At 52.2% G+C, this 24,876-nt stretch carries 20 protein-coding genes and 2 tRNA genes; 14 read left to right on the forward strand and 8 right to left on the reverse strand.

What is annotated here, in order from left to right:
- The first annotated feature begins 122 nt into the window (after positions 1-122).
- The 4 genes from AC2A1E_RS18365 to AC2A1E_RS18380 all read left to right on the forward strand — a co-directional run bounded on the left by AC2A1E_RS18365 (position 123) and on the right by AC2A1E_RS18380 (position 5,437).
- Positions 123-911 carry an SDR family oxidoreductase gene (locus AC2A1E_RS18365; protein ID WP_484384974.1) on the forward strand — a complete coding sequence of 263 codons (789 nt, stop codon included), beginning with the start codon at positions 123-125 and terminating at the stop codon, positions 909-911.
- 21 nt (positions 912-932) lie between these two features.
- On the forward strand, positions 933-2,405 hold the full coding sequence (locus AC2A1E_RS18370; RefSeq protein WP_484384943.1) for an FAD-binding oxidoreductase: 1,473 nt from the start codon (positions 933-935) through the stop codon (positions 2,403-2,405).
- A gap of 144 nt (positions 2,406-2,549) precedes the next feature.
- Positions 2,550-3,989 (forward strand): FGGY-family carbohydrate kinase, encoded by a 1,440-nt coding sequence (locus AC2A1E_RS18375; protein WP_484384944.1) that lies wholly within the window; start codon positions 2,550-2,552, stop codon positions 3,987-3,989.
- Positions 3,990-4,231: 242 nt separating this feature from the next.
- Positions 4,232-5,437: an MFS transporter gene (locus AC2A1E_RS18380; RefSeq protein ID WP_484384945.1), complete on the forward strand. Its 1,206-nt coding sequence runs from the start codon at positions 4,232-4,234 to the stop codon at positions 5,435-5,437.
- Between the two features lie 354 nt (positions 5,438-5,791).
- On the opposite strand, the gene ydiK is transcribed toward AC2A1E_RS18380, so the two are convergent.
- The gene (ydiK, locus tag AC2A1E_RS18385) at positions 5,792-6,892 is read right to left on the reverse strand and encodes an AI-2E family transporter YdiK (RefSeq protein WP_484384946.1); all 1,101 of its coding nucleotides are present in this window, start codon (positions 6,890-6,892) and stop codon (positions 5,792-5,794) included.
- Positions 6,893-7,137: 245 nt separating this feature from the next.
- Between ydiK and ydiJ the strand changes: the two genes are divergently transcribed.
- From ydiJ to AC2A1E_RS18430, 9 genes are all read left to right on the forward strand, one after another.
- Positions 7,138-10,194, forward strand: coding sequence for a D-2-hydroxyglutarate dehydrogenase YdiJ (ydiJ, locus tag AC2A1E_RS18390; RefSeq protein WP_484384947.1), 3,057 nt, complete (start codon positions 7,138-7,140; stop codon positions 10,192-10,194).
- Positions 10,191-10,607, forward strand: coding sequence for a 1,4-dihydroxy-2-naphthoyl-CoA hydrolase (gene menI / locus AC2A1E_RS18395; protein ID WP_484384948.1), 417 nt, complete (start codon positions 10,191-10,193; stop codon positions 10,605-10,607). The genes ydiJ and menI overlap by 4 nt, the downstream gene beginning before the upstream one ends.
- A 206-nt stretch (positions 10,608-10,813) precedes the next feature.
- Positions 10,814-11,185 carry a Fe-S cluster assembly scaffold SufA gene (sufA, locus tag AC2A1E_RS18400; RefSeq protein WP_484384949.1) on the forward strand — a complete coding sequence of 124 codons (372 nt, stop codon included), beginning with the start codon at positions 10,814-10,816 and terminating at the stop codon, positions 11,183-11,185.
- Between the two features lie 14 nt (positions 11,186-11,199).
- The gene (gene sufB / locus AC2A1E_RS18405; RefSeq protein ID WP_484384950.1) at positions 11,200-12,696 is read left to right on the forward strand and encodes a Fe-S cluster assembly protein SufB; all 1,497 of its coding nucleotides are present in this window, start codon (positions 11,200-11,202) and stop codon (positions 12,694-12,696) included.
- 21 nt (positions 12,697-12,717) lie between these two features.
- Complete coding sequence (gene sufC / locus AC2A1E_RS18410; protein WP_484384951.1) at positions 12,718-13,464, forward strand: Fe-S cluster assembly ATPase SufC; 747 nt, start codon at positions 12,718-12,720, stop codon at positions 13,462-13,464.
- Complete coding sequence (gene sufD / locus AC2A1E_RS18415) at positions 13,439-14,713, forward strand: Fe-S cluster assembly protein SufD (RefSeq protein WP_484384952.1); 1,275 nt, start codon at positions 13,439-13,441, stop codon at positions 14,711-14,713. Before sufC ends, sufD begins: the two co-directional genes overlap by 26 nt.
- The gene (gene sufS, locus AC2A1E_RS18420; protein WP_484384953.1) at positions 14,710-15,930 is read left to right on the forward strand and encodes a cysteine desulfurase SufS; all 1,221 of its coding nucleotides are present in this window, start codon (positions 14,710-14,712) and stop codon (positions 15,928-15,930) included. Before sufD ends, sufS begins: the two co-directional genes overlap by 4 nt.
- 26 nt (positions 15,931-15,956) lie before the next feature.
- Positions 15,957-16,373 (forward strand): cysteine desulfuration protein SufE, encoded by a 417-nt coding sequence (gene sufE, locus AC2A1E_RS18425; protein ID WP_484384954.1) that lies wholly within the window; start codon positions 15,957-15,959, stop codon positions 16,371-16,373.
- Positions 16,374-16,694: 321 nt separating this feature from the next.
- A complete protein-coding gene (locus tag AC2A1E_RS18430) occupies positions 16,695-17,708 on the forward strand; it encodes a L,D-transpeptidase family protein (protein ID WP_484384955.1) in 1,014 nt (337 codons plus the stop codon).
- 163 nt (positions 17,709-17,871) lie between these two features.
- Here AC2A1E_RS18430 and AC2A1E_RS18435 read toward each other — a convergent pair whose 3' ends face one another.
- The 6 genes from AC2A1E_RS18435 to AC2A1E_RS18460 all read right to left on the reverse strand — a co-directional run bounded on the left by AC2A1E_RS18435 (position 17,872) and on the right by AC2A1E_RS18460 (position 22,457).
- Positions 17,872-18,108 (reverse strand): major outer membrane lipoprotein, encoded by a 237-nt coding sequence (locus tag AC2A1E_RS18435; protein WP_484384956.1) that lies wholly within the window; start codon positions 18,106-18,108, stop codon positions 17,872-17,874.
- Between the two features lie 309 nt (positions 18,109-18,417).
- The gene (gene pykF / locus AC2A1E_RS18440; RefSeq protein ID WP_484384957.1) at positions 18,418-19,830 is read right to left on the reverse strand and encodes a pyruvate kinase PykF; all 1,413 of its coding nucleotides are present in this window, start codon (positions 19,828-19,830) and stop codon (positions 18,418-18,420) included.
- Between the two features lie 466 nt (positions 19,831-20,296).
- Positions 20,297-20,602, reverse strand: a complete 306-nt coding sequence (locus tag AC2A1E_RS18445; RefSeq protein ID WP_484384958.1) for a cupin domain-containing protein — start codon at positions 20,600-20,602, stop codon at positions 20,297-20,299.
- A gap of 113 nt (positions 20,603-20,715) precedes the next feature.
- A tRNA-Val gene (locus AC2A1E_RS18450) sits at positions 20,716-20,792 on the reverse strand.
- A 20-nt stretch (positions 20,793-20,812) separates the two neighbouring features.
- Positions 20,813-20,889 (reverse strand) — tRNA-Val (locus AC2A1E_RS18455).
- A 191-nt stretch (positions 20,890-21,080) separates the two neighbouring features.
- Entirely contained in the window at positions 21,081-22,457 is a 1,377-nt protein-coding gene (locus AC2A1E_RS18460) for an MATE family efflux transporter (RefSeq protein ID WP_484384959.1), read from the reverse strand.
- A 239-nt stretch (positions 22,458-22,696) separates the two neighbouring features.
- Here AC2A1E_RS18460 and AC2A1E_RS18465 point away from each other — a divergent pair, with 239 nt between their 5' ends.
- Positions 22,697-23,347, forward strand: coding sequence for a riboflavin synthase subunit alpha (locus AC2A1E_RS18465; RefSeq protein WP_484384960.1), 651 nt, complete (start codon positions 22,697-22,699; stop codon positions 23,345-23,347).
- A 258-nt stretch (positions 23,348-23,605) separates the two neighbouring features.
- Here AC2A1E_RS18465 and cfa read toward each other — a convergent pair whose 3' ends face one another.
- The gene (cfa, locus tag AC2A1E_RS18470) at positions 23,606-24,757 is read right to left on the reverse strand and encodes a cyclopropane fatty acyl phospholipid synthase (RefSeq protein WP_484384961.1); all 1,152 of its coding nucleotides are present in this window, start codon (positions 24,755-24,757) and stop codon (positions 23,606-23,608) included.
- Positions 24,758-24,876 lie beyond the last annotated feature (119 nt).

The following is a 24,876-nucleotide window of genomic DNA, read 5'->3' on the forward strand; positions in this document are numbered from 1 at the left end:
CTTAATGTCGATAATTTTCCATAAATAGGATATAAAGCATAGTTTTATGGAAAATTATTGGTATAAATGTTACCCAGCGTCAGGGCTAATGAAAGTGAAATGTTAAAAACCATCAGGAAACGATCATGTTGGAAAAAATCACAGACTTCAGTTTGAACCTGTTCTCCCTAAAGGGCAGGACTGCGATCGTCACGGGAGGCAACAGTGGGCTGGGGCAGGCATACAGCCTGGCGTTTGCTAAAGCTGGTGCCAATGTTGCTGTTATCGCCATTGCGGACGACGAAGGGGAAACCCGGCATCTGGTAGAAGAGTGTGGGGTGGACTATCAGTTTATTCTTGCGGACATTACCCGTGAAGGGGAGCCACAGCAGGCCATAGATCAGGTAGCCGCGCGTTTTGGTCGAATCGATATACTGGTTAACAATGCCGGGATGTGCATTAACGAGCCGGATGTTCTCAAATTTACCCGCGTACAGTGGGATAAAATGATCGCTCTCAATCTGAGCGCCGCCTTTGAAATGTCTCACGAAGTGGCCAAGTACATGATCCCCCAACGAAGCGGGAAGATTATCAATATCGCCTCTATGTTCTCTTATTTAGGGGGGCAGTGGTCACCGGCTTATTCAGCAAGTAAACATGGCATTGTTGGGCTGACGAAAGCCTATTGCGACGAATTGGCACAGTTCAATATTCAGGTCACCGCTATCGCCCCTGGATATTATGCAACGCCATTAACTGAAAAAACACGTTCAGATCCTGACGCTAATCAACGGGTGCTTTCTCATATTGCAGCTAATCGCTGGGGAAATATTGCCGATCTGATGGGGACGGCAGTCTTTTTGGCCTCAGATGCATCCAATTATGTTAACGGCTCAGTGATAGCGGTTGATGGTGGTTTTTTAGTGCGTTAATCAATGATGATAAGGGTAATTATGAACAAGCATGACACATTAGGGCAATTGCGTAGCCTGCTGAAAGCGGATCAGATCGTGACCGATCATGCCAAGCTCTATGATGCAGCCGCCGACAGATATAAAAAATATGCCAAGGCCAAGGAGCAGCTTAATGTTCCTATCCCTACGGCAATTGTGCTGCCAGAAAATGCCGAAGAAGTGGCTGAGATCCTTAAATTCTGTAATGAAAATACCGTTAACGTTATTCCAAGAAGTGGCAAGACGGCGACTGAAGGTGGCCTGGAAAACTGGAAAGAAAATACGCTGGTGATTGACTCAGCGCGCCTGAATAAAATCATCAAGATCGACAGTTATAATATGGAGGCCACGGTGCAAGCCGGTGTTTGCCTGCAAACGCTGGAAGATGAAGTGCGTAAGCAGGGCCTGACCACCGGCCACTCACCCCAGTCCAAACCGGTGGCGCAGTATGGTGGCTTAGTGGCAACCCGCAGTATCGGCCAGTTCTCTACCCTGTACGGCGGGATTGAGGATATGGTGCTTGGTCTGGAGTGTGTCTTCCCTGATGGGCATATTTCACGCATCAAGAGCGTTGCCCGCCGTGCGGGTGGCCCGGACATCCGTCATGTGGTGATTGGTAACGAAGGCACCCTGTGTTTTATCACCGAAGTGACGGTGAAACTGTTCAAGTTCTACCCGGAAAACAATCGGTTTATCGGCCACTTAATCAAAGATGTTGCTTCGGGTATCAAGATCCTGCGTGACGTTATGGCGGCAGGCTATCGCCCTTCGGTGGCGCGAGTGTATTCTGAAGAGGACGCGGCGCAGCATTTCTCGGCCTTCCACGAAGGCAAATGTGTTCTGATCTTTATGGTGGAAGGGCCTTCCGGCATTGTGAATGCCACCATTGATGGCATCAACGACATCATCAAAGAGCATGCGGCGGGGATCCTGAAACCGGTTAAAGGCCAACTGATCGAAGACTGGTTCAATCATCTCAACTGGTCACAGGCGCGCATCGAGCAAGAGGTGAGCGAGATGGTGAATCACAATCGGCATGATGGTTTCACCACTGAGATCTCAGCAAGCTGGGAAATGATCCCGAAAATTTACGATCGCGTGATCCAGCGTATTCGTAGTGAATTTGAACGCAGTGAAGATCTCACCATGCTGGGGGGGCACTCATCGCACAGTTATATTAACGGTACCAATATGTACTTTGTGTATAACTATAATATTCACTGTGAACCAAAGGATGAGATGCGTATTTATCACCATCCTATCCAGCGTATTATTGTGGAAGAGACGCTGAAACTGGGCGGTTCCATGTGTCACCATCACGGTATTGGGAAATATCGTAACCAATGGACCGAGCAGGAACATGGCAGCGCCTATTATATTCTGCAAGGGCTGAAACAGGTCTATGATCCGAAAGGCATCATGAACTTTGGCTGTATTTATCCACAGCCGGGTACTGAGCATTTCTTTGAGTAATCTTCACGGATAAATCTTCCAAAGGGAACGGGAGAGGCTTATGTAATATCCTGCGTGCTTGGCGTTGCAGTCAATAATATTGCAACTCAGGATAGATAAATACCTTTCCCACCTTATAGCTATCAAGAATAATGGAAGTGAATAATGCAAAAACTATTTATGGGCATTGATAGTGGATCGCAAAGTACCAAGGTGGGTATTTTTGATCAGCAGGGTAATGAAATCTGTTATGGCAGCGATCTATTACAGAGTACAGAAACACCGGCACCTGGGGTTGTTTACCATCCCGGAGAGGATCTCTGGGAAAGCCTGGTGCGGGCCATAGAGGATTGCCTGAATAAATTTACCGGCGACCGGCATCAGATCCTGGGAATGGGGCTGTGTACTATCCGTTGTTGCCGGGTGTTACTGGATGAAAACGGTGAGTTGGTTGAGCCGGTCATCAGTTGGATGGACATGCGTATGTCGCAACCCTATGTTCATCAGAATGACGCGGTGAAATATGTCACCACCACCTCCGGTTACCTTGGGCTCCGCCTGACCGGCGCGTTCAAGGACAGCTGTTCCAACCAGGAAGTCTATTGGCCAATGGATTGGCAAACCTTGCAGTGGGCCGATGACGCCGAGATCCAGCGTCAGGGGTTAACGCGCGGCCAGCTGTTTGAACTGATTAAACCCGGCGAGAGTTACGGCCCGCTCCGTGCAGAACTCTGCGAGCGTTTTGGTCTGAACGCCAACATTCAGGTGTTTGCCACCGGCAATGACAAAGCCGTCGAAGTGCTGGGGGCAGGTATCACTGCGACCGATGAAATCATGATCTCGTTAGGGACATTCATTTCAGCCATGCTTTACCGTCATGATTATTACTCTAATGCCGAGAGTTTTTTCCCGACGCTGGCGTGCGAACCTTTCAAATATGTCTATGAATCTACTGGGATCCGGCGCGGTATGTGGACGGTGAGTTGGTTTAAAAATTTAGCCGGTGAAGATATCAGTAAGATCGCTGAAATGGAAAATATCAGTGAAGAGGATGTGTTAAATCGTATTGCAGAATCCATCGCACCAGGTTCGGAAGGGTTGATCACTATTCTTGACTGGCTGAGCCCTCCAAGCCATCAATTCCGCAAAGGGATCATGCTTGGCTTTGATCAACGGCACACTAAATATCATATTTATCGTTCTATTCTGGAAGCTATTGCTTACACGATAAAAAATAATATTGATGCGATGTTACAGGAAACGGCCTCCACGATAAGCAGTATTCGTATTATTGGCGGCGGGGCAAAAAGCGATGTATTAGTGCAGATTATCTGTGATCTGTTTGGTAAAGAGACCTATACCCTGAAGGCCAATAGTTCAGCCTGCCTGGGAGCTGCCATGTGTACCGCCGTTGGATTAGGCGTGGTGGAGGATTTCAACCAGGCGAAAAGAGATATGGTGCAGGTTAAGAAGAAGTACATTCCGAATCAGAACAACCATATTTACTATGATGAGATTAATAAAAATGTCTATATGAAAGTACGCAATTATACCGATCCACTCCTGTCAGAGGCCTATGGTTTTCTTAATAAACCATCAATATAAAAATCTCTCTACTCCATTCCAAGGTGCTACGCATAGATGTTAATTAAATATCTGGCTTAGGGCATCTTACTGTTTGGATAAAAGAGGGTGAACAATATCATACAGGTATGACTATTATGGAAAATACAGCAAAGACTGAGCAAGTTAAAAATAGTGCCAGATATATGCAAATATTATTGCTGACTGTCGCCGGTGGGGCAATATATCCGATGTTATACTTGAGGCAGATTTATCAGGATACGATGATCCACGCCTTTAATATTTCCAATGTACAGCTCGGTGAATTGTATTCAGTCATGGGTTTTTTATTCTTTATCTGCTACACGCCCAGCGGTTGGTTGGCTGATAGAGTGAAGCCGATGAAACTGATCACCCTGTCGCTACTGGGGACGGGCCTGTTAGGGCTTTGGTACAGCACCTTGCCTTCCTATACCGCGCTATTAATCATTTTCTCTGGCTGGGGAGTGACCACCGGTTTGACCTTCTGGGGGGCCGTTATGAAGCGCATTAAGCTGCTTGCGGCCAAAAATGAGGCTGGGCGCTTTTACGGTATTTATGATGGTGGCCGTGGCCTGGTGGAATCGATCCTCGCAAGCATTGCGTTATTTATCTTCTCGATGACGGTCGGCCCGAATGACGCGAACGTGGTTCAAGGGTTAGTCTACGTTATTCACCTGTACTCCTGGTTTTGTATTGCGTTAGCCGTAGTCTGTTTTGTCTGTATCTGGTTTGAAGGAAACTCACCAAACGAGACAGAGGAAAAGCAGACAAAAGTCACTCATAAAAACCTGATGAAGGATTTAGGTTTTATCCTGCGCCAACCCGAGGTATGGCTGATCGCGATTATTATCTCCTCCGGTTATCACTTATTTTGGTCTACCTACAGCTTTTCAGGTTATTTACAGGCCGGTGGCTGGGGATTTACCGCGGTGATGGCGGGGACGATCACCACGATCAAGCTGTGGCTGCGGCCAGTAGGAGGCGTCGTCGGTGGTTTTCTGGGGGATAAATTAGGGAATATCAGGGTATTAACCTACGCATTAATGCTTAGCGCGCTTGGGCTTGTCGGGCTGATCTGTATTCCGGCGACCCGTTTGTCTGCGGGCCTGGTGATAGGTTTCTGCGTTTTCTTTATTCTGTTTGTCGGCCTGCTGACTTACGCAGTACGTGGCTTGTACTGGGCGATTATTGAGAACCTGAAGGTGCCGGAAAGTAAGCTCGGTCTGGCAATTGGCGTAATTTCTGCGGTTGGTTATTGTCCGGATATTTTTATCCCACTGATTAATGGCTATATCATGGACTATGCCCCCGATCAGAAAACCGGTTACCAACTTTATTTTGGTTATACCGTCGTGATGGCCTGCTTTGGTATCGCCGCCTGCTTTGTGCTTAAACATCGTGTCACGGCCCAACCCCTTTCCACGGTCAAACCTGTTACGGCCGAATAATCCTGAGAAATACAGTGTACCCGCAGTGAGAGCCGCGGGTTTCACCAGCACCCTCTGTTGTAGGTAACTGAGCGATATTACAGCCACGAGGTTATGATAAAAATAAAAAAAGGCCCATCGTAAGAGACGGGCAAAGACTACACACAGCAATTCACTTAGATGGAATGATATTGGTTGGATATCTGCCAGAATGTCGGTGATCTAGGCAAGATATAGCAAGAAGAATAAGCACTTACGCAGGGCTCGTCATTAAGACTCGTCCTAATCAAGCCTGGCGGTATAAAACGAAAAGGGGAATGAAGGAGAGATGAGCGAGATAATAGTCTGCCCGTGGCCGGGCAGACCGCTAAGTGATTACAGCTGTTCTAAGTCCTTAACCACTTCCTCAATATCGGTATTGGGTTCTGGGGCTTCATTGACCCAGGCACTGACCAAGCGATAAGAAACCGCTAGCACCACCGGGCCGATAAACAGGCCGATCATCCCAAATGCCAACAAACCGCCGATCACACCGGACAGGATCAGAATCAACGGCAGGTCTGCTCCCATGCGAATCAGCGCCGGGCGCAGGAAGTTGTCCAGCGTACCCACCACACAACTCCATATCAGCAGCACGGTGCCCCAAGTGGTATCGCCGGTCCAATACAGCCAGATAATCGCCGGGATCAGTATCAGTAATGGCCCCAACTGTGCCACGCAGAACACGAACATTAGTACCGTCAGCAACGTAGCCGCAGGGATACCGGCAACCGCCAGACCAATTCCCCCCAGCACCGACTGCACCAGAGCCGTCACTACCACGCCCAATGCCACGGCGCGGATCGCTTGCCCAGCGAGCAGCACGGCGGCATCGCCACGTTCGGCAGCCAGGCGCACGGCAAAATGGCGGATCGCCAGCCCGACCTGTTCGCCCCGGGCATACAGCAGGGCGCTGAACAGCACCATCAGCGTACAGTGCACCAGAAAACGCCCAATATGCGCCGCCTGCGTCACGAACCAGGTTGCCGTCTGGCCGAAATAGGGCTGCACTTTGGCGATCAGTGCGGCTCCACCCGTGCTCACCAGCAGGTGATAGCTGCTATAAACCCGGTCGCCAATCAGCGGGATGGCGCGCAGCCATTCCAGCTCCGGGATCTGGATCTTACCCGGTGAGTTCACCCAAGAGACTATCGGTGCGCTATTGTCGACGACGCTGCTGACCAGCAACGAAATCGGCAGCACAAACAGCAGGATCAGCAGAATGGTCATGATCAGCACCGCCAGCGAGCGGCGGCCCCACAGCAAGCGTTGTAGTTTAATCAATACTGGCCAGGTTGCGATCACCACCATGCCAGCCCAGGCGAAGCCAAGAATAAACGGCTGAACCACCCAAAAACTGGCGACGATCATAATGGCAATAAACAGCACGCCAAAAATAATCGTGGGTAAATCGTATCGGCGTTGCGATTGTGTCATGAATGCGTTTTCATCCTATTAGTGAAATCTTCTATCCGTTTTTATCATGGTGCATTTCGGGCAACTTTCACAGCCAAGCGTACGTTTTGCCGCAGGCGCTTCTGTTGCCGTCAGTTTGTGATAATGTGAGTGCCTGCACAAAACGAAGTATGTTAGCTTTTACTGACGATATAAAGATAGGGGTGGGTCTGCATCTAGGCCCGGTTAAGTAGTTAAAAATTAGACAGACAGGGTCAAAAAAGCGAATGATCCCACAGATTTCTCAGGCACCCGGCCTCGTTCAATGTGTGCTCGATTTTTTGGAAGCGTTAAAACAAAACGGATTCAGCGGCGATACTGCCACCAGCTACGCCGATCGTCTGACGATGGCGACGGACAACAGTATTTATCAACTGTTGCCCGATGCGGTGGTGTTCCCTCGTTCAACCAGTGATGTGGCGCTGCTTGCCCGCGTGGCGGCAGAAGAGCGTTTCAAGGCGTTGACCTTCACCCCGCGCGGCGGCGGCACCGGCACTAACGGTCAAGCGCTGAACGCTGGCATTGTGGTCGATATGTCGCGCTACATGAACCGTATTCTGGATATCAATGTTGAACAGGGTTGGGTGCGGGTTGAGGCCGGGGTGATTAAAGACCAGCTCAACCAGTATCTGCGGCCGTTCGGCTATTTCTTCTCTCCAGAGCTTTCCACCAGTAACCGCGCCACGCTCGGCGGTATGATCAATACCGACGCCTCCGGCCAGGGTTCACTGGTTTATGGAAAAACCTCGGATCACGTGCTCGGGTTGCGGGCGGTGCTGCTGGGGGGCGATATGATCGACACTCGCGCTATGCCGACGCCGTTGGCGGAAACGATTGCCCAGGAAAACACGCCGGAAGGGCGCATTTACGACACGGTGCTCAACCGTTGCCGCGAACAGCGTGCGCTGATCCTGGATAAATTCCCCAAACTTAACCGCTTCCTCACCGGCTATGATCTGCGCCACGTGCTGAGCGACGATCTGCAAACCTTTGACCTGACGCGTATTCTCACCGGCTCCGAAGGTACGCTGGCGTTTATCACCGAAGCGCGGCTGGATATCACGCCGCTGCCGAAAGTGCGCCGCTTGGTTAACATCAAATACGACTCTTTCGATTCTGCGCTGCGCAATGCGCCCGTGATGGTGGAAGCCAAGGCGCTGTCGGTGGAAACCATCGACTCCAAGGTGCTCAACCTGGCGCGCGAGGACATCGTCTGGCATTCCGTCAGCGAGTTGATCACCAACGTGCCGGATAAAGAGATGCTCGGGCTGAATATCGTCGAGTTTGCCGGTGATGATAAAGCGCTGATCGACGGCCAGATGGCAGCGCTGTGTGAACGCCTGGACGATTTGATTGCCAAGCAACAGTCTGGGGTGATTGGTTATCAGATTTGTGGCGATCTTACCGGTATTGAGCGTATCTACAATATGCGCAAAAAGGCGGTGGGGCTGTTGGGCAATGCCAAAGGGCAGGCCAAGCCGATCCCGTTTGCCGAAGATACCTGTGTGCCGCCACAGCATCTGGCCGATTACATTACCGAATTCCGGCAGTTGCTGGACAGCCACAACCTGAGCTACGGCATGTTTGGCCACGTCGATGCGGGGGTACTGCATGTGCGCCCGGCGCTGGATATGTGCGATCCGCAGCAAGAAGTGCTGATGAAGCAAATCTCCGATCGGGTGGTGGCGCTCACTGCCAAATATGGCGGGTTGCTGTGGGGGGAGCACGGTAAAGGCTTCCGCGCGGAATACAGCCCAGCCTTCTTCGGTGAAATCCTGTATGAAGAGTTGCGCCGCATCAAGACGGCGTTCGATCCGCTTAATCGCCTCAACCCAGGCAAGATCTGCCCGCCGATGGGTGTGGATGAGCCGATGATGAAGGTGGATGCGGTGAAACGCGGCACGTTGGATCGCCGTATTCCGCTGGATATCCGCACTTCGTTCCGTGGTGCGCTGGAGTGTAACGGTAACGGTTTGTGCTTCAACTTTGACGTGCGCAGCCCGATGTGCCCGTCGATGAAGATCACCGGTAACCGTATTCATTCGCCAAAAGGCCGCGCGGCGCTGGTGCGTGAATGGCTGCGGCTGTTGGCTGAACAGGGCGTCGATCCGGTGGCGCTGGAGCAGCAACTGCCGCAGCAGCGCCTTAGCTTCCGCACCGTAATCGAGAAAACCCGCAACAGCTGGCGTGCTGGCAAAGGGGAGTATGATTTCTCGCACGAAGTGAAAGAAGCCATGTCCGGCTGCTTGGCCTGTAAAGCCTGTTCAACTCAGTGCCCGATCAAGATCGACGTACCGGGCTTCCGCTCCCGCTTCCTACAGCTTTATCACACCCGCTACCTGCGCCCGGTGCGCGATTATATGGTTGCCGGGGTGGAGAGCTATACGCCGCTGATGGCCAAAGCGCCGAAGGTGTTCAACTTCTTCTTTAAACAGCCTTGGATGCGCGAACTGAGTCGTAGCACCATCGGCATGGTGGATTTACCGCTGCTCTCCAGCCCGACTCTGCGTCAGCAGCTTTCCGGCCACAGCGCTTTTACCATGACGCTGGAACAGCTTGAAGCACTGAGCGAGGCGCAGCGGCAACAGCATGTGCTGATCGTGCAGGATCCGTTTACCAGCTATTACGATGCGCAGGTGGTGGCTGATTTTGTGCGGCTGGTGGAGAAGCTGGGCTACCAACCGGTATTGCTGCCATTCTCACCCAACGGTAAAGCACAGCACATCAAAGGGTTCCTGACGCGGTTTGCCAAAACGGCACGCAAAACTGCCGATTTCCTCAACCGGGTGGCGAAGCTCGGTATGCCGATGGTAGGGGTCGATCCGGCGTTGGTGCTGTGCTACCGCGACGAGTATCAGGAGATCCTCGGTGATAACCGGGGCAATTTCCAGGTGCAGTTGGTGCACGAATGGTTGCAACAGTTGCTGGCCGATCGTCCAGATCAATCCGCAACCGGCGAAGCCTGGTATCTGTTTGGCCACTGTACCGAAACCACTGCGCTGCCTGCCAGCACCCAGCAATGGGCCACGATCTTTAGCCGTTTTGGCGCAAAACTGGAGAACGTCAGCGTCGGCTGTTGCGGCATGGCGGGAACTTACGGTCATGAAGCCAAGAATCTACAGAACTCCTTGGGGATTTATGAGCTTTCTTGGCACCAGGCGCTGCAACGTTTGCCGCGGCAACGTTGCTTGGCGACCGGTTATTCCTGCCGCAGCCAGGTGAAACGCATTGAAGGTAATGGCGTGCGGCATCCGTTACAGGCTCTTCTGGAGATAATGGCGTGAAATTGTGGAAACGTGAAGCAACGCTGGAACAGCTCAATCACACCGGTGAAGGGTGCATGGTAGGCCATGTTGGCATCCAGTTCACCCGCATTGAGGATGATTATCTGGAGGCGGTAATGCCGGTTGATCATCGCACCAAGCAACCGTTCGGCCTGCTGCACGGCGGTGCTTCGGTGGTGCTGGCGGAATCGATGGGTTCTATGGCCGGTTACCTATGTACCGAAGGGGAACAGAAAGTGGTTGGGCTGGAAATCAACGCCAACCATATTCGGGCGGTGTTTGAAGGGCAGGTGCGTGGCGTTTGCCGCGCGCTGCACGCGGGCCGGCGTAATCAGGTCTGGCAGATCGAGATTTTCGATAGCCGCGATCGCCTGTGCTGCACCTCTCGCCTAACCACGGCGGTCATCGAGTAATCTTTTTGCCCGCAGAACTCCAGTCTGCGGGCCATTCTCTCATACTCCCTCCAATCAGTTCATTTGGCCGCCAGTGGTTCAAAAAACTCAGTAACGACTAAACTTAAAGCAACGAAGCGCATTTTTGCGACAGACAAGATGCATAAATAGGTATTTTATATATATGTTTATTTGTCATGGTGAAACACCAGATTGAGGCGGGTCTTATGCAAACGGAAGATGTCGGTACGTTCTCTTTGGCAGACAGTGTCTGGCAAGGCATTTCGCTCAGCGACAGTGCAGTTATGCAAATTATCAAATTAACGCAGCAGGATCCGCAGGTCTTGGGGCTGCGGCTTGGGGTGAAGCAATCAGGCTGCGCCGGTTTTGCCTATGTGCTGGACTTGACGCGCGAGCCAGCCGCAGACGATCTGCGCTTCGAACGTGATGGCGCGGTGCTGTATGTGCCACTGAAAGCGATGCCGTTTATTGATGGAACCACGGTGGATTTTGTCCGCGATGGGCTGAATCAGATCTTCAAATTCAATAACCCTAGAGCTCAGAACGCCTGCGGGTGCGGTGAGAGCTTTGGCGTTTGAGCGATGCTATCAACATGACGCGAAGCAAGGTAGAAGTGACTCATGATGTACAGGCTTGGGTCAGCGAGGGTCGTTACAAAGAGGGTTTCTTCACCCAGTTGGCCACCGATGAGTTGGCCAAGGGCATTAATGAACAGGTGGTACGCGCCATTTCCGCCAAGCGCAATGAACCTGAGTGGATGCTGGAATTCCGCCTGGAGGCCTACCGTGCCTGGCTGCAAATGGAAGAGCCGCATTGGCTGAAAGCCAACTACGACAAACTGAATTATCAGGATTACAGCTATTATTCTGCCCCCTCTTGCGGCCATTGTGACGACGCCTGCGGCTCTCAGCCGGGGGCTGAGCAGCAACCTGGTGCGGTGACGGAAAACAATTATCTGACCAGCGAAGTGGAACTGGCGTTCACCCAACTGGGCGTGCCGGTGCGCGAAGGCAGTGAGGTGGCGGTAGACGCCATCTTCGATTCGGTTTCTGTGGCCACCACCTATCGTTCGAAACTGGCGGAAAGCGGGGTGATTTTCTGCTCGTTCAGTGAGGCAATTCAAGAATATCCGGATCTGGTACGCAAGTATCTGGGCCGCGTGGTGCCGCATAACGATAACTTCTTTGCCGCGCTCAACGCTGCGGTGGCCTCTGACGGCACCTTTGTTTATGTGCCGAAAGGCGTGCGTTGCCCGATGGAGCTGTCCACCTACTTTCGCATCAACGCGGCAAAAACCGGCCAGTTCGAGCGCACCATTCTGATTGCCGATGAGGGCAGCTACGTCAGCTACATTGAGGGCTGTTCAGCGCCGGTGCGCGACAGCTATCAACTGCATGCGGCGGTGGTGGAAGTGATCCTGCATAAAGATGCCGAAGTGAAATATTCCACGGTGCAGAACTGGTTTGCCGGGGGCGAAAGCAAAGGTGGGATTCTGAACTTTGTCACCAAGCGGGCGCTGTGCGAGGGTGCCGGTTCCAAAATGTCGTGGACGCAGTCGGAAACCGGTTCGGCGATCACCTGGAAATACCCCAGCGTGATCCTGCAAGGGGATAACTCCGTCGGCGAATTTTTCTCTGTGGCGCTGACCAACGGCCATCAACAGGCCGATACCGGCACCAAGATGATCCATATCGGCAAAAACACCAAATCCACCATTATTGCCAAAGGGATCTCCGCCGGGCACAGCCAGAATACCTATCGTGGCCTGGTGAAGATCCTGCCGGGGGCGGAAAACGCGCGCAATTTTACCCAGTGCGACTCGATGTTGATTGGGCCGGACAGCGGCGCACATACCTTCCCATATGTGGAGGTGCGCAACAACAGCGCTCAGTTGGAACATGAAGCCACCACCTCGAAGATCGGTGACGACCAGTTATTCTACTGCTTGCAGCGTGGCATCAGCGAAGATGATGCTATCTCGATGATCGTTAATGGTTTCTGTAAGGATGTTTTCTCCGAACTGCCGCTGGAGTTTGCCGTTGAGGCACAGAAACTGCTGGCGATCAGCCTGGAGCACAGCGTGGGCTAAGCACGCCAATGAGGACACAGTATGTTAAGTATCAAGAATTTGCACGTTAGCGCAGACGGTAACGAGATCCTCAAGGGCCTGAATCTGGAGATTAAGCCGGGTGAAGTGCACGCCATCATGGGCCCGAACGGCTCAGGCAAAAGTACGCTGGCCGCCACGCTGGCCGGGCGTGAAGAGTATCAGGTGACCACCGGTGAAATCAGCTTCAAAGGTAAAGACCTGCTGGCCTTGGCGCCGGAGGCTCGCGCCGGTGAAGGGGTTTTTCTGGCGTTTCAGTATCCGGTCGAGATCCCCGGCGTCAGCAACCATTTTTTCCTGCAAACCTCGGTTAACGCGGTGCGTAAATATCGTGGGCAACAGGCGCTCGATCGCTTCGATTTCGCCGATTTTATTGAGGAGAAGATCGCGCTGCTGAGTATGCCCGCCGATCTGCTGACCCGTTCGGTAAATGTCGGTTTCTCGGGGGGCGAAAAGAAACGTAACGATATCTTGCAAATGGCGGCGTTGGAGCCGGATTTATGCATCCTTGATGAAACTGATTCCGGGTTGGATATTGATGCGTTGAAGATTGTAGCGAACGGCGTTAACTCGCTGCGTAACGGCAATCGTGCCTTTATTATCGTCACCCACTACCAGCGCATTCTGGACTACATCCAACCAGATCATGTGCATGTCCTTTCCCAAGGGCGCATCGTCAAATCCGGCGATTTCTCTTTGGTGAAACAGTTGGAGGAGCAGGGCTATGGCTGGCTTTCCGACCAACAATAATTCGCCGGTGCTACAACAGATGCACAGTCTGTTCGCAGCCCGCGGCGGCGAATCTTCACCTCATGCTTTGGCACATTGGCAGCAGGTTTTGTGCCTTGGTTGGCCAACCCGCAAGCAGGAAAACTGGAAATATACTCCGCTGGACGCTCTGCTGGATCAACAGTTTCTGGAACCTGTGGGGAGAACGTTTACTGCTGCCCAGCGCGATGCTTTGGCGCTGAAGATCGATGCCTATCGTCTGGTGTTTATCGATGGGCGCTTCTGCCCGCAGTTAAGCGACAAGGACTTGGGTGACTATCAGCTACAGAGCGCACCACCAACGCTGCCGGAGCCGATTCAGCCGGAGATTTTCCTGCATCTGACTGAAAGCTTGGCGCAGGAAACCCGTGTGATCCATTTGCCAGCCGGTAAAGCGCCCGGAAAACCGCTCTATCTGCTGCATATCAGCAGCGGGCGTGGCGATGACGGAGAGGTGAATACCGTACATCACCGGCACCATCTGAACATTGCAACCGGCGCGCAGGCGGAAGTGATCGAGCACTACGTCAGCTTGGGTTCAGCGGCGCATTTTACCGGTGCACGCCTGACTGCGACGATTGGCGACAATGCCGTATTGCTCCACTGTAAGCTGGCGTTTGAAAACCAGGGCAGCTACCACTTTGCGCACAACGATCTGGTGGTTGGCCGTGACGCACGGGTAAAAAGTGACAGTTTCTTGCTTGGCGCGCGGCTAACTCGCCATAACACCAGCGCGCAGTTGAACGGAGAAGGGGCCAATCTGGTGATCAACAGCCTGGTGCTGCCGGTGGGCAAAGAGGTGTGCGATACCCGAACCTATCTGGAGCATAACCAAGGCTATGGCGAAAGCCGCCAGTTACACAAAACGGTGGTCAGCGATCGCGCCAAGGCGGTGTTCAACGGCATGCTCAAAGTCGCACAGCACGCGATTAAAACGGATGGTCAGATGACCAACCATAACCTGCTGTTGGGGAAAGTGGCGGAGGTGGACACCAAACCGCAGTTGGAAATTTACGCCGATGACGTCAAGTGCAGCCATGGTGCCACCGTAGGGCGCATCGATGCCGAGCAACTGTTCTACCTGCAATCACGCGGGATTGATAAACCGGCGGCACAGCGGATGATCATTTTTGCTTTTGCCGCAGAACTGACGGAAGGGATCGCCAATCCCACCATTCGCGCACAGGTGTTGGCTCGCATTGCTGAACGTTTGCCGAAGGAGGCTGCATGAGTTATCCCCTGGAACGGGTGCGTAGCGATTTCCCCTTGTTGGCACGCGAAGTGAATGGGCAACCGCTGGCCTATCTGGACAGCGCCGCCAGCGCGCAGAAACCGCAGAGAGTGATTGACCGTGAACTGGATTTTTATCGCCACGGCTACGCCGCCGTGCACCGTGGCATACATCTGCTGAGTGCAGAAGCCACGCAGCAGATGGAAGCGGTGCGTGGGCAGGTGGCTGCTTTTATCAATGCTGCGTCGGCAGAAGAGATCGTGTTTGTAAAAGGCACCACCGAAGGGATCAATCTGGTGGCTAACAGCTTTGGCCGCCATTTATTGGCTGCGGGTGACAATATCATCATCACCGAAATGGAGCACCACGCCAATATTGTGCCTTGGCAGATGCTAGCGCAGGAGCGGGGGATCGAGCTGCGCATCTGGCCATTACAGCCGGATGGAACCTTGGATCTGGCACAGTTGCCGGGCCTGATTGATGCCTCAACCCGCCTGCTGGCGATCGCTCAGGTTTCCAATGTGCTGGGTACAGTCAATCCACTGAGTGAAATCATTCCTGTGGCCAAAGCCGCTGGGGTGAAGGTGCTGGTGGATGGTGCGCAGGCGGTGATGCACCAACGGGTTGACGTGCAGGCGCTGGATTGTGACTTCTATGTGTTCTCCGGCCATAAGCTCTATGGGCCTTCTGGGATAGGTATTCTGTATGGCAAGCAGTCACTGCTGGCACAGATGCCGCCATGGGAAGGGGGCGGTGCGATGATCCAGCAGGTCAATCTGACAACAGGCACCACGTTTGCTGCGCCACCGTGGCGTTTTGAGGCGGGCTCGCCAAACAGCGCTGGCATCATGGGGCTGGGTGCTGCGATTGATTATGTGAACGATCTGGGGTTGGATGCGATCCACGATTACGAACAGTCGCTGATGCATTACGCGCTGGAGGCGCTGAAACAGGTGCCGACGCTAAGGATTTATGGCCCAGTAGAGCGTTCAGGCGTGATTGCCTTTAACCTGGGTGAGCATCATGCTTATGACGTTGGCAGCTTTTTGGATCAGTACGGCATCGCCATTCGCACCGGGCACCACTGCGCGATGCCGCTGATGGCCTTCTACGCTGTGCCGAGCATGTGTCGTGCCTCGTTGGCGCTGTATAATACGCGGGAAGAGGTGGACCGGTTGGTCGCTGGGTTACAGCGGATCAACCGGTTACTTGGATAACGCCTTGCATCACAGAAGGGAGCCTCATGGCAAACTTGCCGGACAAAGACAAACTGGTGCGTAACTTTTCCCGTTGCCTGAATTGGGAAGAGAAGTACCTGTACGTGATCGAACTGGGCAGCCAATTGCCGCCGTTGGCCGCAACCGATCGGCAGGCTGAGAACCTGATTGCCGGTTGCCAGAGCCAGGTATGGATTGCGCTGCGTAAACAGGCCGAAGGGGAGATTGCGTTCCATGGCGACAGCGACGCGGCTATCGTGAAAGGCTTGCTGGCGGTGGTGTTTATTCTGTATCACCAACTCACGCCACAGCAGATTATCGATCTGGACGTGCGGCCATTCTTCGCTGAACTGGCGCTCAGCCAGCATTTGACGCCTTCGCGCGCTCAGGGGCTTGAGGCGATGATCCGCGCTATTCGCAGTAAAGCCGCGCAGTTCACTTAGAACCTTGGCTCATTGATACCGGTTTAATGTCAATGAGCCTTTACAATCCCGATCAATCCCTCGCTTTTTCCCGCTAAATCAGTGGTATTTCAGCATGTTACTCATTGACGTTCCGTTGACAATCTGATGCATTGATTATGTTATAACATGTTGATTTTTAGACGACTTATTGCCTTTACTCCTGTTCTTGTTAGTATCATTCGAGTGTTTATCTGATTTACCCACCAACAAGCGCCAGATAGTCTTGTGATTGAACTGTATACCCAAAGCTTTGTGCAGTGGCATCAAGCTTGAAGGGTGTGATTAAGAATAGGGATGAGAATGAAACGTACGTTGACTTTAATAGGCATACTGTTTGCCACCGCGCTGACAGGCATCCAAACCGCCAGTGCGAATGAATACCCATTGCCGCCACCGGGTAGCCGCCTGATTGGTGAAAACATTATTTACAATGTGCCGAACGATGGGCGCTCGCTCGAGGCCATTGCTGCTGATTACAAGATTGGTCTGTTGGGGATGCTGGAGGCTAATCCAGGCACCGACCCCTATCTGCCAACGCCGGGCTCTGCATTGACGATCCCGACGCAGATGCTGTTGCCTGATACCCCGCGCGAAGGGATTGTGGTTAACCTGGCAGAATTGCGTCTGTATTATTATCCGAAAGGCGAAGATAAGGTCATCGTCTATCCGATCGGGATTGGCCAGACCGGGATGAATACTCCGTTGCAGGTGACGTCGATTAGCCAGAAGATCCCGAACCCAACCTGGACGCCAACCGCCAATATCCGCAAACGCTACGCGGCTCAGGGGGAAATACTTCCGGCGGTGATCCCGGCCGGGCCAGAGAATCCAATGGGGCTGTTTGCCCTGCGTCTATCGATGGGGCATGGCCAATATCTGATCCACGGCACCAATGCCAACTTTGGCATTGGCATGCGCGTCAGCTCTGGCTGCATTCGTTTACGCCCAACGGATATCGAAGCGTTGTTTAATATGATCCCTCAAGGTATGCGGGTGCAGATCATCAATGAGCCGGTGAAGGTTTCCGTTGAACCTGACGGTAAACGCTATGTGGAAGTGCATCAGCCGTTGTCGAGAGTGGACAGTGACGATCCACAGACCATGCCTATTTCGCTTTCTAAAAACCAGAAAGCCTTTGCGAGCGATCAACTGACGGATAAGGCCGTGTTCGACAGTGCGGTTGTACGGCGCTCTGGCATGCCTGTGCTGGTGAGCGTAGGTCAGGAGCCTGATGAGGTTTCTTTAGCGCCAGTGGAGCCTCAGAGCGCAAATAGCGCGGCTCCAACAGGGGCTCCGATCAGTTCAGTCAATTAAGTCGGTTTTAGAGAATACTGAGGTCCAGCATGCTGGGCCTCTTTTTTTGCCTATAAACAGGCATTAAAGAGAGTTGGCAAGATGAAAAGGGAGGTTCCGAGTGGGAATGGCAGGCAAAAAAAACGGCGCACATTGTGCACCGTTTTTAATTACCGAAGCTAACTTACTTTTTGTAAGTGTGTGCTTGGTTGTCCAGACGCTGGTTAGCGCGCGCTGCGTCGTCTTTAGCTGCTTGAACGTCAGAACGGATTGCGTTCACGTCGTTGCTCAGCTGATCAACTTTAGCGTTCAGAGTCTGAACGTCAGAAGACAGTTGATCGATTTTAGCATTGCTAGAGCAACCAGCCAGCATAGTAGAAGCCAGGATTACCGCGCCCAGTACCAGTTTAGTACGATTCATTATAACACCCTCTAGATTGAGTTAATCTCCATGTAGCGTTACAAGTATTACACAAACTTTTTTCGAAAGAGAATAATTTTTTTGTATTAGGGCCCTTTATTTTGATCGTTCGCTCAAACTTGCATCTTGTTTTACAAAATAGTTAAAAAAACGAAGGAAAACAGCCCCATTACAACGGACCACTCTTCATTGAAATTAGCTAAATAATGAGCAGTTAGCGGTTGCGTTTTTTAGAAAACAGTTGGCGAAGGATAAAAAAACGCCGCAAAGCGGCGTTTTAGTCAGAGCACTTATTGTCACGTATATTAATTACAGTACGTGAACCGAAGCTGTATTGGTGGTGCCACTCGGTACCAAAGCACCGGAAACCATCACCACGACGTCGCCTTTATGTGCCAGTCCACTGGCTAGCGCCGCTTCTTTACCAATGCGATAGAAATCATCGGTAGAGGCGATTTCTTTCACCATCTGAGTCACGACGCCCTTGCTCAGGATCAACTGGCGTGCGGTGATTTCATTGGTGGTCAGCGCCAGAATGACGGCGTTAGGGAAGTATTTGCGCACTGACTTGGCCGATTTACCACCGCTGGTTGCCACCACGATCAATGGTGCATCCAGCTTTTCGGCCGTTTCGACAGCGCCACGGCAGACGGCTTCGGTGATGCGCAACTTGCGGCTGTCGTTCTGGGTTTCGATACGGCTTGGCATCACGCGGTCGGTACGTTCGCAGATAGTCGCCATGATGGTCACGGCTTCCAGCGGATATTTGCCCTTGGCGCTTTCGCCGGACAGCATCACGGCATCGGTACCATCCAGAATGGCGTTGGCTACGTCACCGGCTTCAGCACGGGTAGGGCGCGGGTTTTTGATCATCGAATCCAGCATCTGGGTGGCGGTGATCACCACTTTGCGTGCACGGTTACATTTTTCGATCATCATCTTCTGCGCGAAGATCACTTCCTCAACCGGGATCTCGACACCCAAGTCACCACGAGCAACCATGATGCCGTCAGAGGCCTCGAGGATTTCGTCGAAGTTATTCAGACCTTCCTGGTTTTCAATTTTGGAGATGATCTGGATGTTTTCGCCGCCGTGCGCTTTCAGATGTTCACGGATTTCCAGCACGTCGGAGCGTTTACGGATGAACGAAGCTGCAACGAAGTCTACGCCTTGCTCGCAGCCGAAGATCAGGTCGAGTTTGTCTTTTTCCGCCAGTGCTGGCAGTTGGATGGAAACGCCTGGCAGGTTAACGCCTTTGTTTTCACCCAGATCGCCGTTGTTCAGCACTTTACAGACCACTTCTTTGTCAGTAACGGCGGTGACTTCCATCCCGATCAAACCATCATCCACCAGCACGGTATTGCCCACTTTCAGATCGGCCGTGAAACCAGGGTAGGTCACTGCGACACGTTCTTTATTGCCGATGACGCTTTGATCGGTGGTAAAGGTGAAAGTCTGGCCAGCCACCAGAGCGGCGTCAGTTCCGCCTTCCAATTTCATGGTGCGGATTTCCGGGCCTTTGGTATCCAGCAGGATACCGGCGGTTTTACCGGTTTTCGCCAGTACGGCGCGCAGGTTCTTGATGCGGTTGCCATGTTCTTCGTAATCGCCATGGGAAAAGTTAAGGCGCATTACGTTCATACCTGCGCTCAGCAGGCTGGTCAGCATTTCTTCCGATTCGGTTTTTGGGCCGATGGTACAAACAATTTTGGTCTTTTTCATGACGATTTTTTCTACAAGTTGTGATGGATGATAAAACGAACGATACCGGTGGCCGGGCCATCGGTAAGGGATTTGAAGCGTGCCTGGTAGTGCAAAACATAGTTAAGAATAGGTGACCACAGTAAAAATGATGTGGAAAAATTCAGCCGCTGCTGAGGCGCGGGTATGCTGCGCATAATGATGGGATGAGAAATTGTCGTTATTGCGTTTTCGCAGATCAAGGGCTGAAACCATTCAACTGAAAGACGTTGCGCATTATAAGGGCTCTGTGGTGGGAAACAAAACAAAAAACCGATGCGTATGGCAGGTTTAGTCAAAACCGGGGCAAATGTGGCGCAAATGCAAATCAGCAGTAGCGGTTTGTTGCGCAAATAACCTTACTGTAAACAATTTGACGAGCGCCAGAAGGGAAACTGATTGGTAAATCACAACCTTATATAGGTTACTGCTCACGAACTCGCGTCATTTAAGCGTGCTGTGGAATTTCCAGCAGGCTACCCGCAACCAGGCAAAAACAGCCAAATAAGGTTGCGGCAGGGATCAGCAGCGTTTCCCCAGCAAAAATGGTGTGAATGTCATTACCGACGGTAAATTCAAATTCGCCAGAAAGGATTTGGATCTGCTGTGGGTACGGCCGCTTTTGCAATTGGCCAAACGCACCGGCAGTAAATTTCACTTCCGTTGCTGGCGTTTGATCACTCATTCGCCCTTCACGGCGGGCAAGACCATTGTCGAGACACTCGAACGGCGTCTCAGCTTTAAATATCAACATGAGAAAAGCTGCCTTTAACCGGTATTGTGTTGATGATACCCGATGAAGTATCGCTGTAATACCGTTACTAATGATGAAATTTGGCTAGAAAAGGGAGATAACCTGAAAAGAAGTGGTGCGTCCGAATGGACTCGAACCATCGACCCCCACCATGTCAAGGTGGTGCTCTAACCAACTGAGCTACGGACGCACTGAGTTGCTACAGGAATTTGGTGCGTCCGAATGGACTCGAACCATCGACCCCCACCATGTCAAGGTGGTGCTCTAACCAACTGAGCTACGGACGCATCTTTTCCTATCTGTCATGGCTGACAGCGGGGACGAATATTAACGAGCTACCTGCTTGCTGGCAAGGGGAAAAGCACAATTTTATTTGGTATTTCACGCGATTGCTGAGCTTATGCGCAGCGAGGCGGTTTTTTCTGCAAAGATTGATGGGGAACTCGCCGGTCTGCATAACACCGACCGGCAAATAGCCTTAACGGGTGGAACGTTGCAGGATCAAGGCCGCAGGTTGCCGCTGTAGCCAGTGCATGCGCCATGCCATCATGATGGCGGCAAAGGTCAGGCCAATGATAAAGCCAATCCAGAAACCGCTTGGCCCCATGGCCGGAACAACATAGTCCGTCAGCGCCAGCAGATAGCCACTGGGCAGCCCCAGGATCCAATAGGCGACAAAGGTGATGTAGAAAATCGAGCGGGTATCTTTGTAGCCACGCAGGATACCGCTGCCGATCACCTGCACCGAGTCGGAGATCTGGTAAATGGCTGCCAGCAGCATCAGGTGTGACGCCATGGCTACCACCGCCGGGCTGTCGTTATACAGCAGGGCGATATGCTCCCGGAAAACCGTGGTGAACAGCGCGGTACAGCACGCCATGGCAATACCAACGCCAATCGCTGAGTAAGCCGCGACCCGAGCGCCTTCCACCGACCGTTCCCCCAAGCGGTGGCCAACGCGGATGGTGGCACCGACGCCGAGCGACAGCGGCAGTACAAACATTAGCGCGCTGAAGTTCAGGGCAATCTGGTGCCCGGCAACCGAGACAATACCCAGTGGTGACACCAGCAGCGCCACGACCGCAAACAGCGTCACTTCAAAAAACAGAGCCAGCGCGACCGGCATGCCAAGGCCGATCAGGCGCTTCAGGGTTTGCCAATCTGGGCCGCGACGCTGGCCAACGGCCAATTTGATATCACGCTGCGACGATGCGTGTTTGGCATACCAGCGCATCAGCAGGAACATGATCCAATACACGCTACCGGTGGCGACGCCGCAACCGACACCGCCCAGCTCAGGCATACCGAATTTGCCGTAGATGAAAATGTAGTTAATGGGAATATTGACCAGCAGACCGATAAAGCCAATCACCATGCCGGGCTTGGTTTTTGAAAGCCCTTCACACTGGTTACGTACCACCTGGAAGAACAGATAGCCGGGAGCTCCCCACATAATGGCATGTAGATAACCGACGGCTTTATCCGCCAACTGGGGATCGATACCGTGCATCATATCGATGACCAATTTACTGTTGTAGATGGCGACGATAATCAGCACCGAAACCCCTGACGCCAGCCAGAAGCCCTGGCGCACCTGATGGGCAATGCGATCGCGGCGGCCTGCGCCGTTCAGTTGGGCAATCACCGGAGTCAGGGCCAACAGCAGGCCGTGACCAAACAGAATGGCCGGGAGCCAGATCGATGTGCCAACGGCCACGGCGGCCATATCCGTGGCACTGTAAGCACCGGCCATAATGGTATCGACCACGCCCATGGCAGTTTGCGATATTTGCGCGATGATTACCGGGATCGCCAGGGCCAACAAACTACGCGCTTCAATGAAGTACTTCTGCACGCATACACCTTTTTATTATTTATGATGAAGAGAGGGTTACCATCAGCGGGCAACAATTAAAAAATAGCGGAATTTTGTCAAAAAGATTGTACCTGCTCGGCGTACTTAAGCAAATCTTGTGACAAAATAGTTATTAAATACGCAAGCGCAGTTTTTTTGCCGTCGTGAATTTGGTTTTCTGCTTTAACTGGGGCAAACTGCGGGGAGCGCTTTGAACACATTCAGAAGAAGAGGCCTACATGTTTACCGGTATTGTGCAAGGCACCGCTCGGTTGGTTGCCGTTGATGAAAAACCCAATTTTCGTACTCATATTGTTGAAATGCCCAGTGAACTGCTGCCGGGGTTGGCGCTGGGTGCATCGGTCGCCCATAACGGTTGCTGCCTGACGGTAACCGAGATTAAAGGCAACCAGGTCAGTTTTGATCTGATCAAAGAAACCCTGCGTTTGACCAATCTTGGTGAATTGAAGCAGGGTGATGTGGTCAATATCGAGAGAGCCGCCAAATTTAATGATGAAATTGGCGGGCACCTGATGTCCGGCCATATTATTTGCACCGCTGAAGTTGCTAAAATTTACACCTCAGAAAATAACCGCCAGATCTGGCTGCGCATGCCGAGTGCCGATCTGATGAAATATGTGCTGCATAAAGGGTTCATTGGCATCGACGGCATTAGCCTCACCATTGGTGAAGTGATCAATAACCGTTTCTGTGTGCATCTGATCCCAGAAACGCTTGAACGCACCACCTTGGGCAAACGGCGTCTGGGGGATAAAGTGAATATCGAGATTGACCCACAGACTCAGGCGGTAGTTGATACCGTTGAGCGCGTGCTGGCCAGCCGCGAAGCCGCGATTGAAGCGGCAAATGTGTTATTGCCAAAAGCTTGAATGATTGTCTGTATTAAGAATATCCCCGCTGATGCTGGGCAATGCCGATCAGTTAAGGCTAACCAGTTCCCTCTCCCTCGGGGAGAGGGTTAGGGTGAGGGGAAGATCACTAAACTAAAGCCCCTCACCCGGCCCTCTCCCACAGGGAGAGGGAGGCTACACCTTCAGCATCTGCTGCATAATTATGCCGTTTTGCGCTTAAGTGAACGGCATTGCGGTGATGCTGGGGGTGTTATTCTGTGAGCCAGTCTGTTGTTCTTAACGCGAAACACGCAGTCCGCCCTCGACGCCTTTTGGGCTGAACACCACCTGCCACAGTTGAATGTCACGGGCGCGAAACGCACCGGCGCAGGCGTTCAGATAATAGCTGAACATGCGCTCAAAGCGTTCGGAATAGTTCACAGCCAACTGTGGCCATGCCCGCTTAAAGCGTTCATACCAGGCCATCAGGGTGCGATCATAATCGCTGCCGATATTGTGCCAATCCTCCATCACAAAACGCCCTTCACTGGCTTGGGCGATATGTTTGACCGAGGGCAGACAACCATTCGGAAAGATATATTTGTTGATCCACGGATCAACACTCATATCTGTCTGATTTGAGCCGATGGTGTGCAGCAGGAAAATACCATCGGGTTTTAAATTACGTTCAACGACCTTGAAATAGGTCCGATAATTTTTCGGGCCGACGTGTTCGAACATCCCGACAGAAACAATGCGGTCAAACTGCTGGCGAAGATCGCGGTAATCCTTCAGCAAAATCTCCACATCCAGGCCTGCACAGCGATCTTGCGCCAGCTTCTGTTGTTCCGCTGAAATGGTCACGCCAACCACGGAAACCCCGTAATGCCTGGCCGCATAGGCCGAAAGCCCGCCCCAGCCACAGCCGATATCCAGCAAGCGCATACCGGGTTGCAGATGCAGCTTTTCGCAAATCATACGCAGTTTGGCTTCTTGCGCCTCTTCCAGCGTGGTGGCTTCTTTCCAGTAGCCACAAGAATATTGCATATAGGGATCAAGCATCAGGGTGAACAGGTCGTTACCCAAATCGTAATGTTCTTTGCCGACAATCCAGGCACGTTTCTTGGATTGCAGATTGCCCAGGCGGGCAGCAGCAATGCGCAGAGTATCTTTCAGTTTGCGGGGGAGTTTTTTCTCAAGACCGGCGGCAACAACGCGCTGAAAAAAAACGTCCAGCCGTTCACACTCCCACCAACCATCCATATAGCTTTCGCCCAATCCCAAAGAGCCTTCCTGCAAGACGCGTTTAAAGAAATTGGGATTTTTAATCTGAATATCGAAAGGGCGTGAACCGTTGATCTCAATACCGGCCATGGCGAGCATTTCATGCGCGATACGGTACCATTGGTTATCTTGAATGCTCAGATCTTCTATACACGATGAACTCATAGCTTCTCCATCACCTTCTTCTGACTTATGACCCACAAGAAAATAGCGTAGACAATTTCTAATGAGGCATACGTTTACCTACGGTAAAATTTCGCCGTGGTGTCTGATATCCGACTATG

This window comes from Serratia sp. HNCC26DJ206 (assembly GCF_057180605.1).

What these genes read in the sequence shown, in the direction of transcription:
- sufS (WP_484384953.1), top strand. Translation starts at nt 14,710, where the DNA reads ATGAGTTATCCCCTGGAACGGGTGCGTAGCGATTTCCCCTTGTTGGCA.
- AC2A1E_RS18430 (WP_484384955.1), top strand. Translation starts at nt 16,695, where the DNA reads ATGAAACGTACGTTGACTTTAATAGGCATACTGTTTGCCACCGCGCTG.
- AC2A1E_RS18380 (WP_484384945.1), top strand. Translation starts at nt 4,232, where the DNA reads ATGATCCACGCCTTTAATATTTCCAATGTACAGCTCGGTGAATTGTAT.
- ydiK (WP_484384946.1), bottom strand. Translation starts at nt 6,892, where the DNA reads ATGACACAATCGCAACGCCGATACGATTTACCCACGATTATTTTTGGC.
- pykF (WP_484384957.1), bottom strand. Translation starts at nt 19,830, where the DNA reads ATGAAAAAGACCAAAATTGTTTGTACCATCGGCCCAAAAACCGAATCG.
- sufD (WP_484384952.1), top strand. Translation starts at nt 13,439, where the DNA reads ATGGCTGGCTTTCCGACCAACAATAATTCGCCGGTGCTACAACAGATG.
- AC2A1E_RS18375 (WP_484384944.1), top strand. Translation starts at nt 2,550, where the DNA reads ATGCAAAAACTATTTATGGGCATTGATAGTGGATCGCAAAGTACCAAG.
- sufC (WP_484384951.1), top strand. Translation starts at nt 12,718, where the DNA reads ATGTTAAGTATCAAGAATTTGCACGTTAGCGCAGACGGTAACGAGATC.
- AC2A1E_RS18435 (WP_484384956.1), bottom strand. Translation starts at nt 18,108, where the DNA reads ATGAATCGTACTAAACTGGTACTGGGCGCGGTAATCCTGGCTTCTACT.
- cfa (WP_484384961.1), bottom strand. Translation starts at nt 24,757, where the DNA reads ATGAGTTCATCGTGTATAGAAGATCTGAGCATTCAAGATAACCAATGG.
- sufB (WP_484384950.1), top strand. Translation starts at nt 11,200, where the DNA reads ATGACGCGAAGCAAGGTAGAAGTGACTCATGATGTACAGGCTTGGGTC.
- sufA (WP_484384949.1), top strand. Translation starts at nt 10,814, where the DNA reads ATGCAAACGGAAGATGTCGGTACGTTCTCTTTGGCAGACAGTGTCTGG.
- ydiJ (WP_484384947.1), top strand. Translation starts at nt 7,138, where the DNA reads ATGATCCCACAGATTTCTCAGGCACCCGGCCTCGTTCAATGTGTGCTC.
- AC2A1E_RS18370 (WP_484384943.1), top strand. Translation starts at nt 933, where the DNA reads ATGAACAAGCATGACACATTAGGGCAATTGCGTAGCCTGCTGAAAGCG.
- AC2A1E_RS18445 (WP_484384958.1), bottom strand. Translation starts at nt 20,602, where the DNA reads ATGTTGATATTTAAAGCTGAGACGCCGTTCGAGTGTCTCGACAATGGT.
- AC2A1E_RS18465 (WP_484384960.1), top strand. Translation starts at nt 22,697, where the DNA reads ATGTTTACCGGTATTGTGCAAGGCACCGCTCGGTTGGTTGCCGTTGAT.
- sufE (WP_484384954.1), top strand. Translation starts at nt 15,957, where the DNA reads ATGGCAAACTTGCCGGACAAAGACAAACTGGTGCGTAACTTTTCCCGT.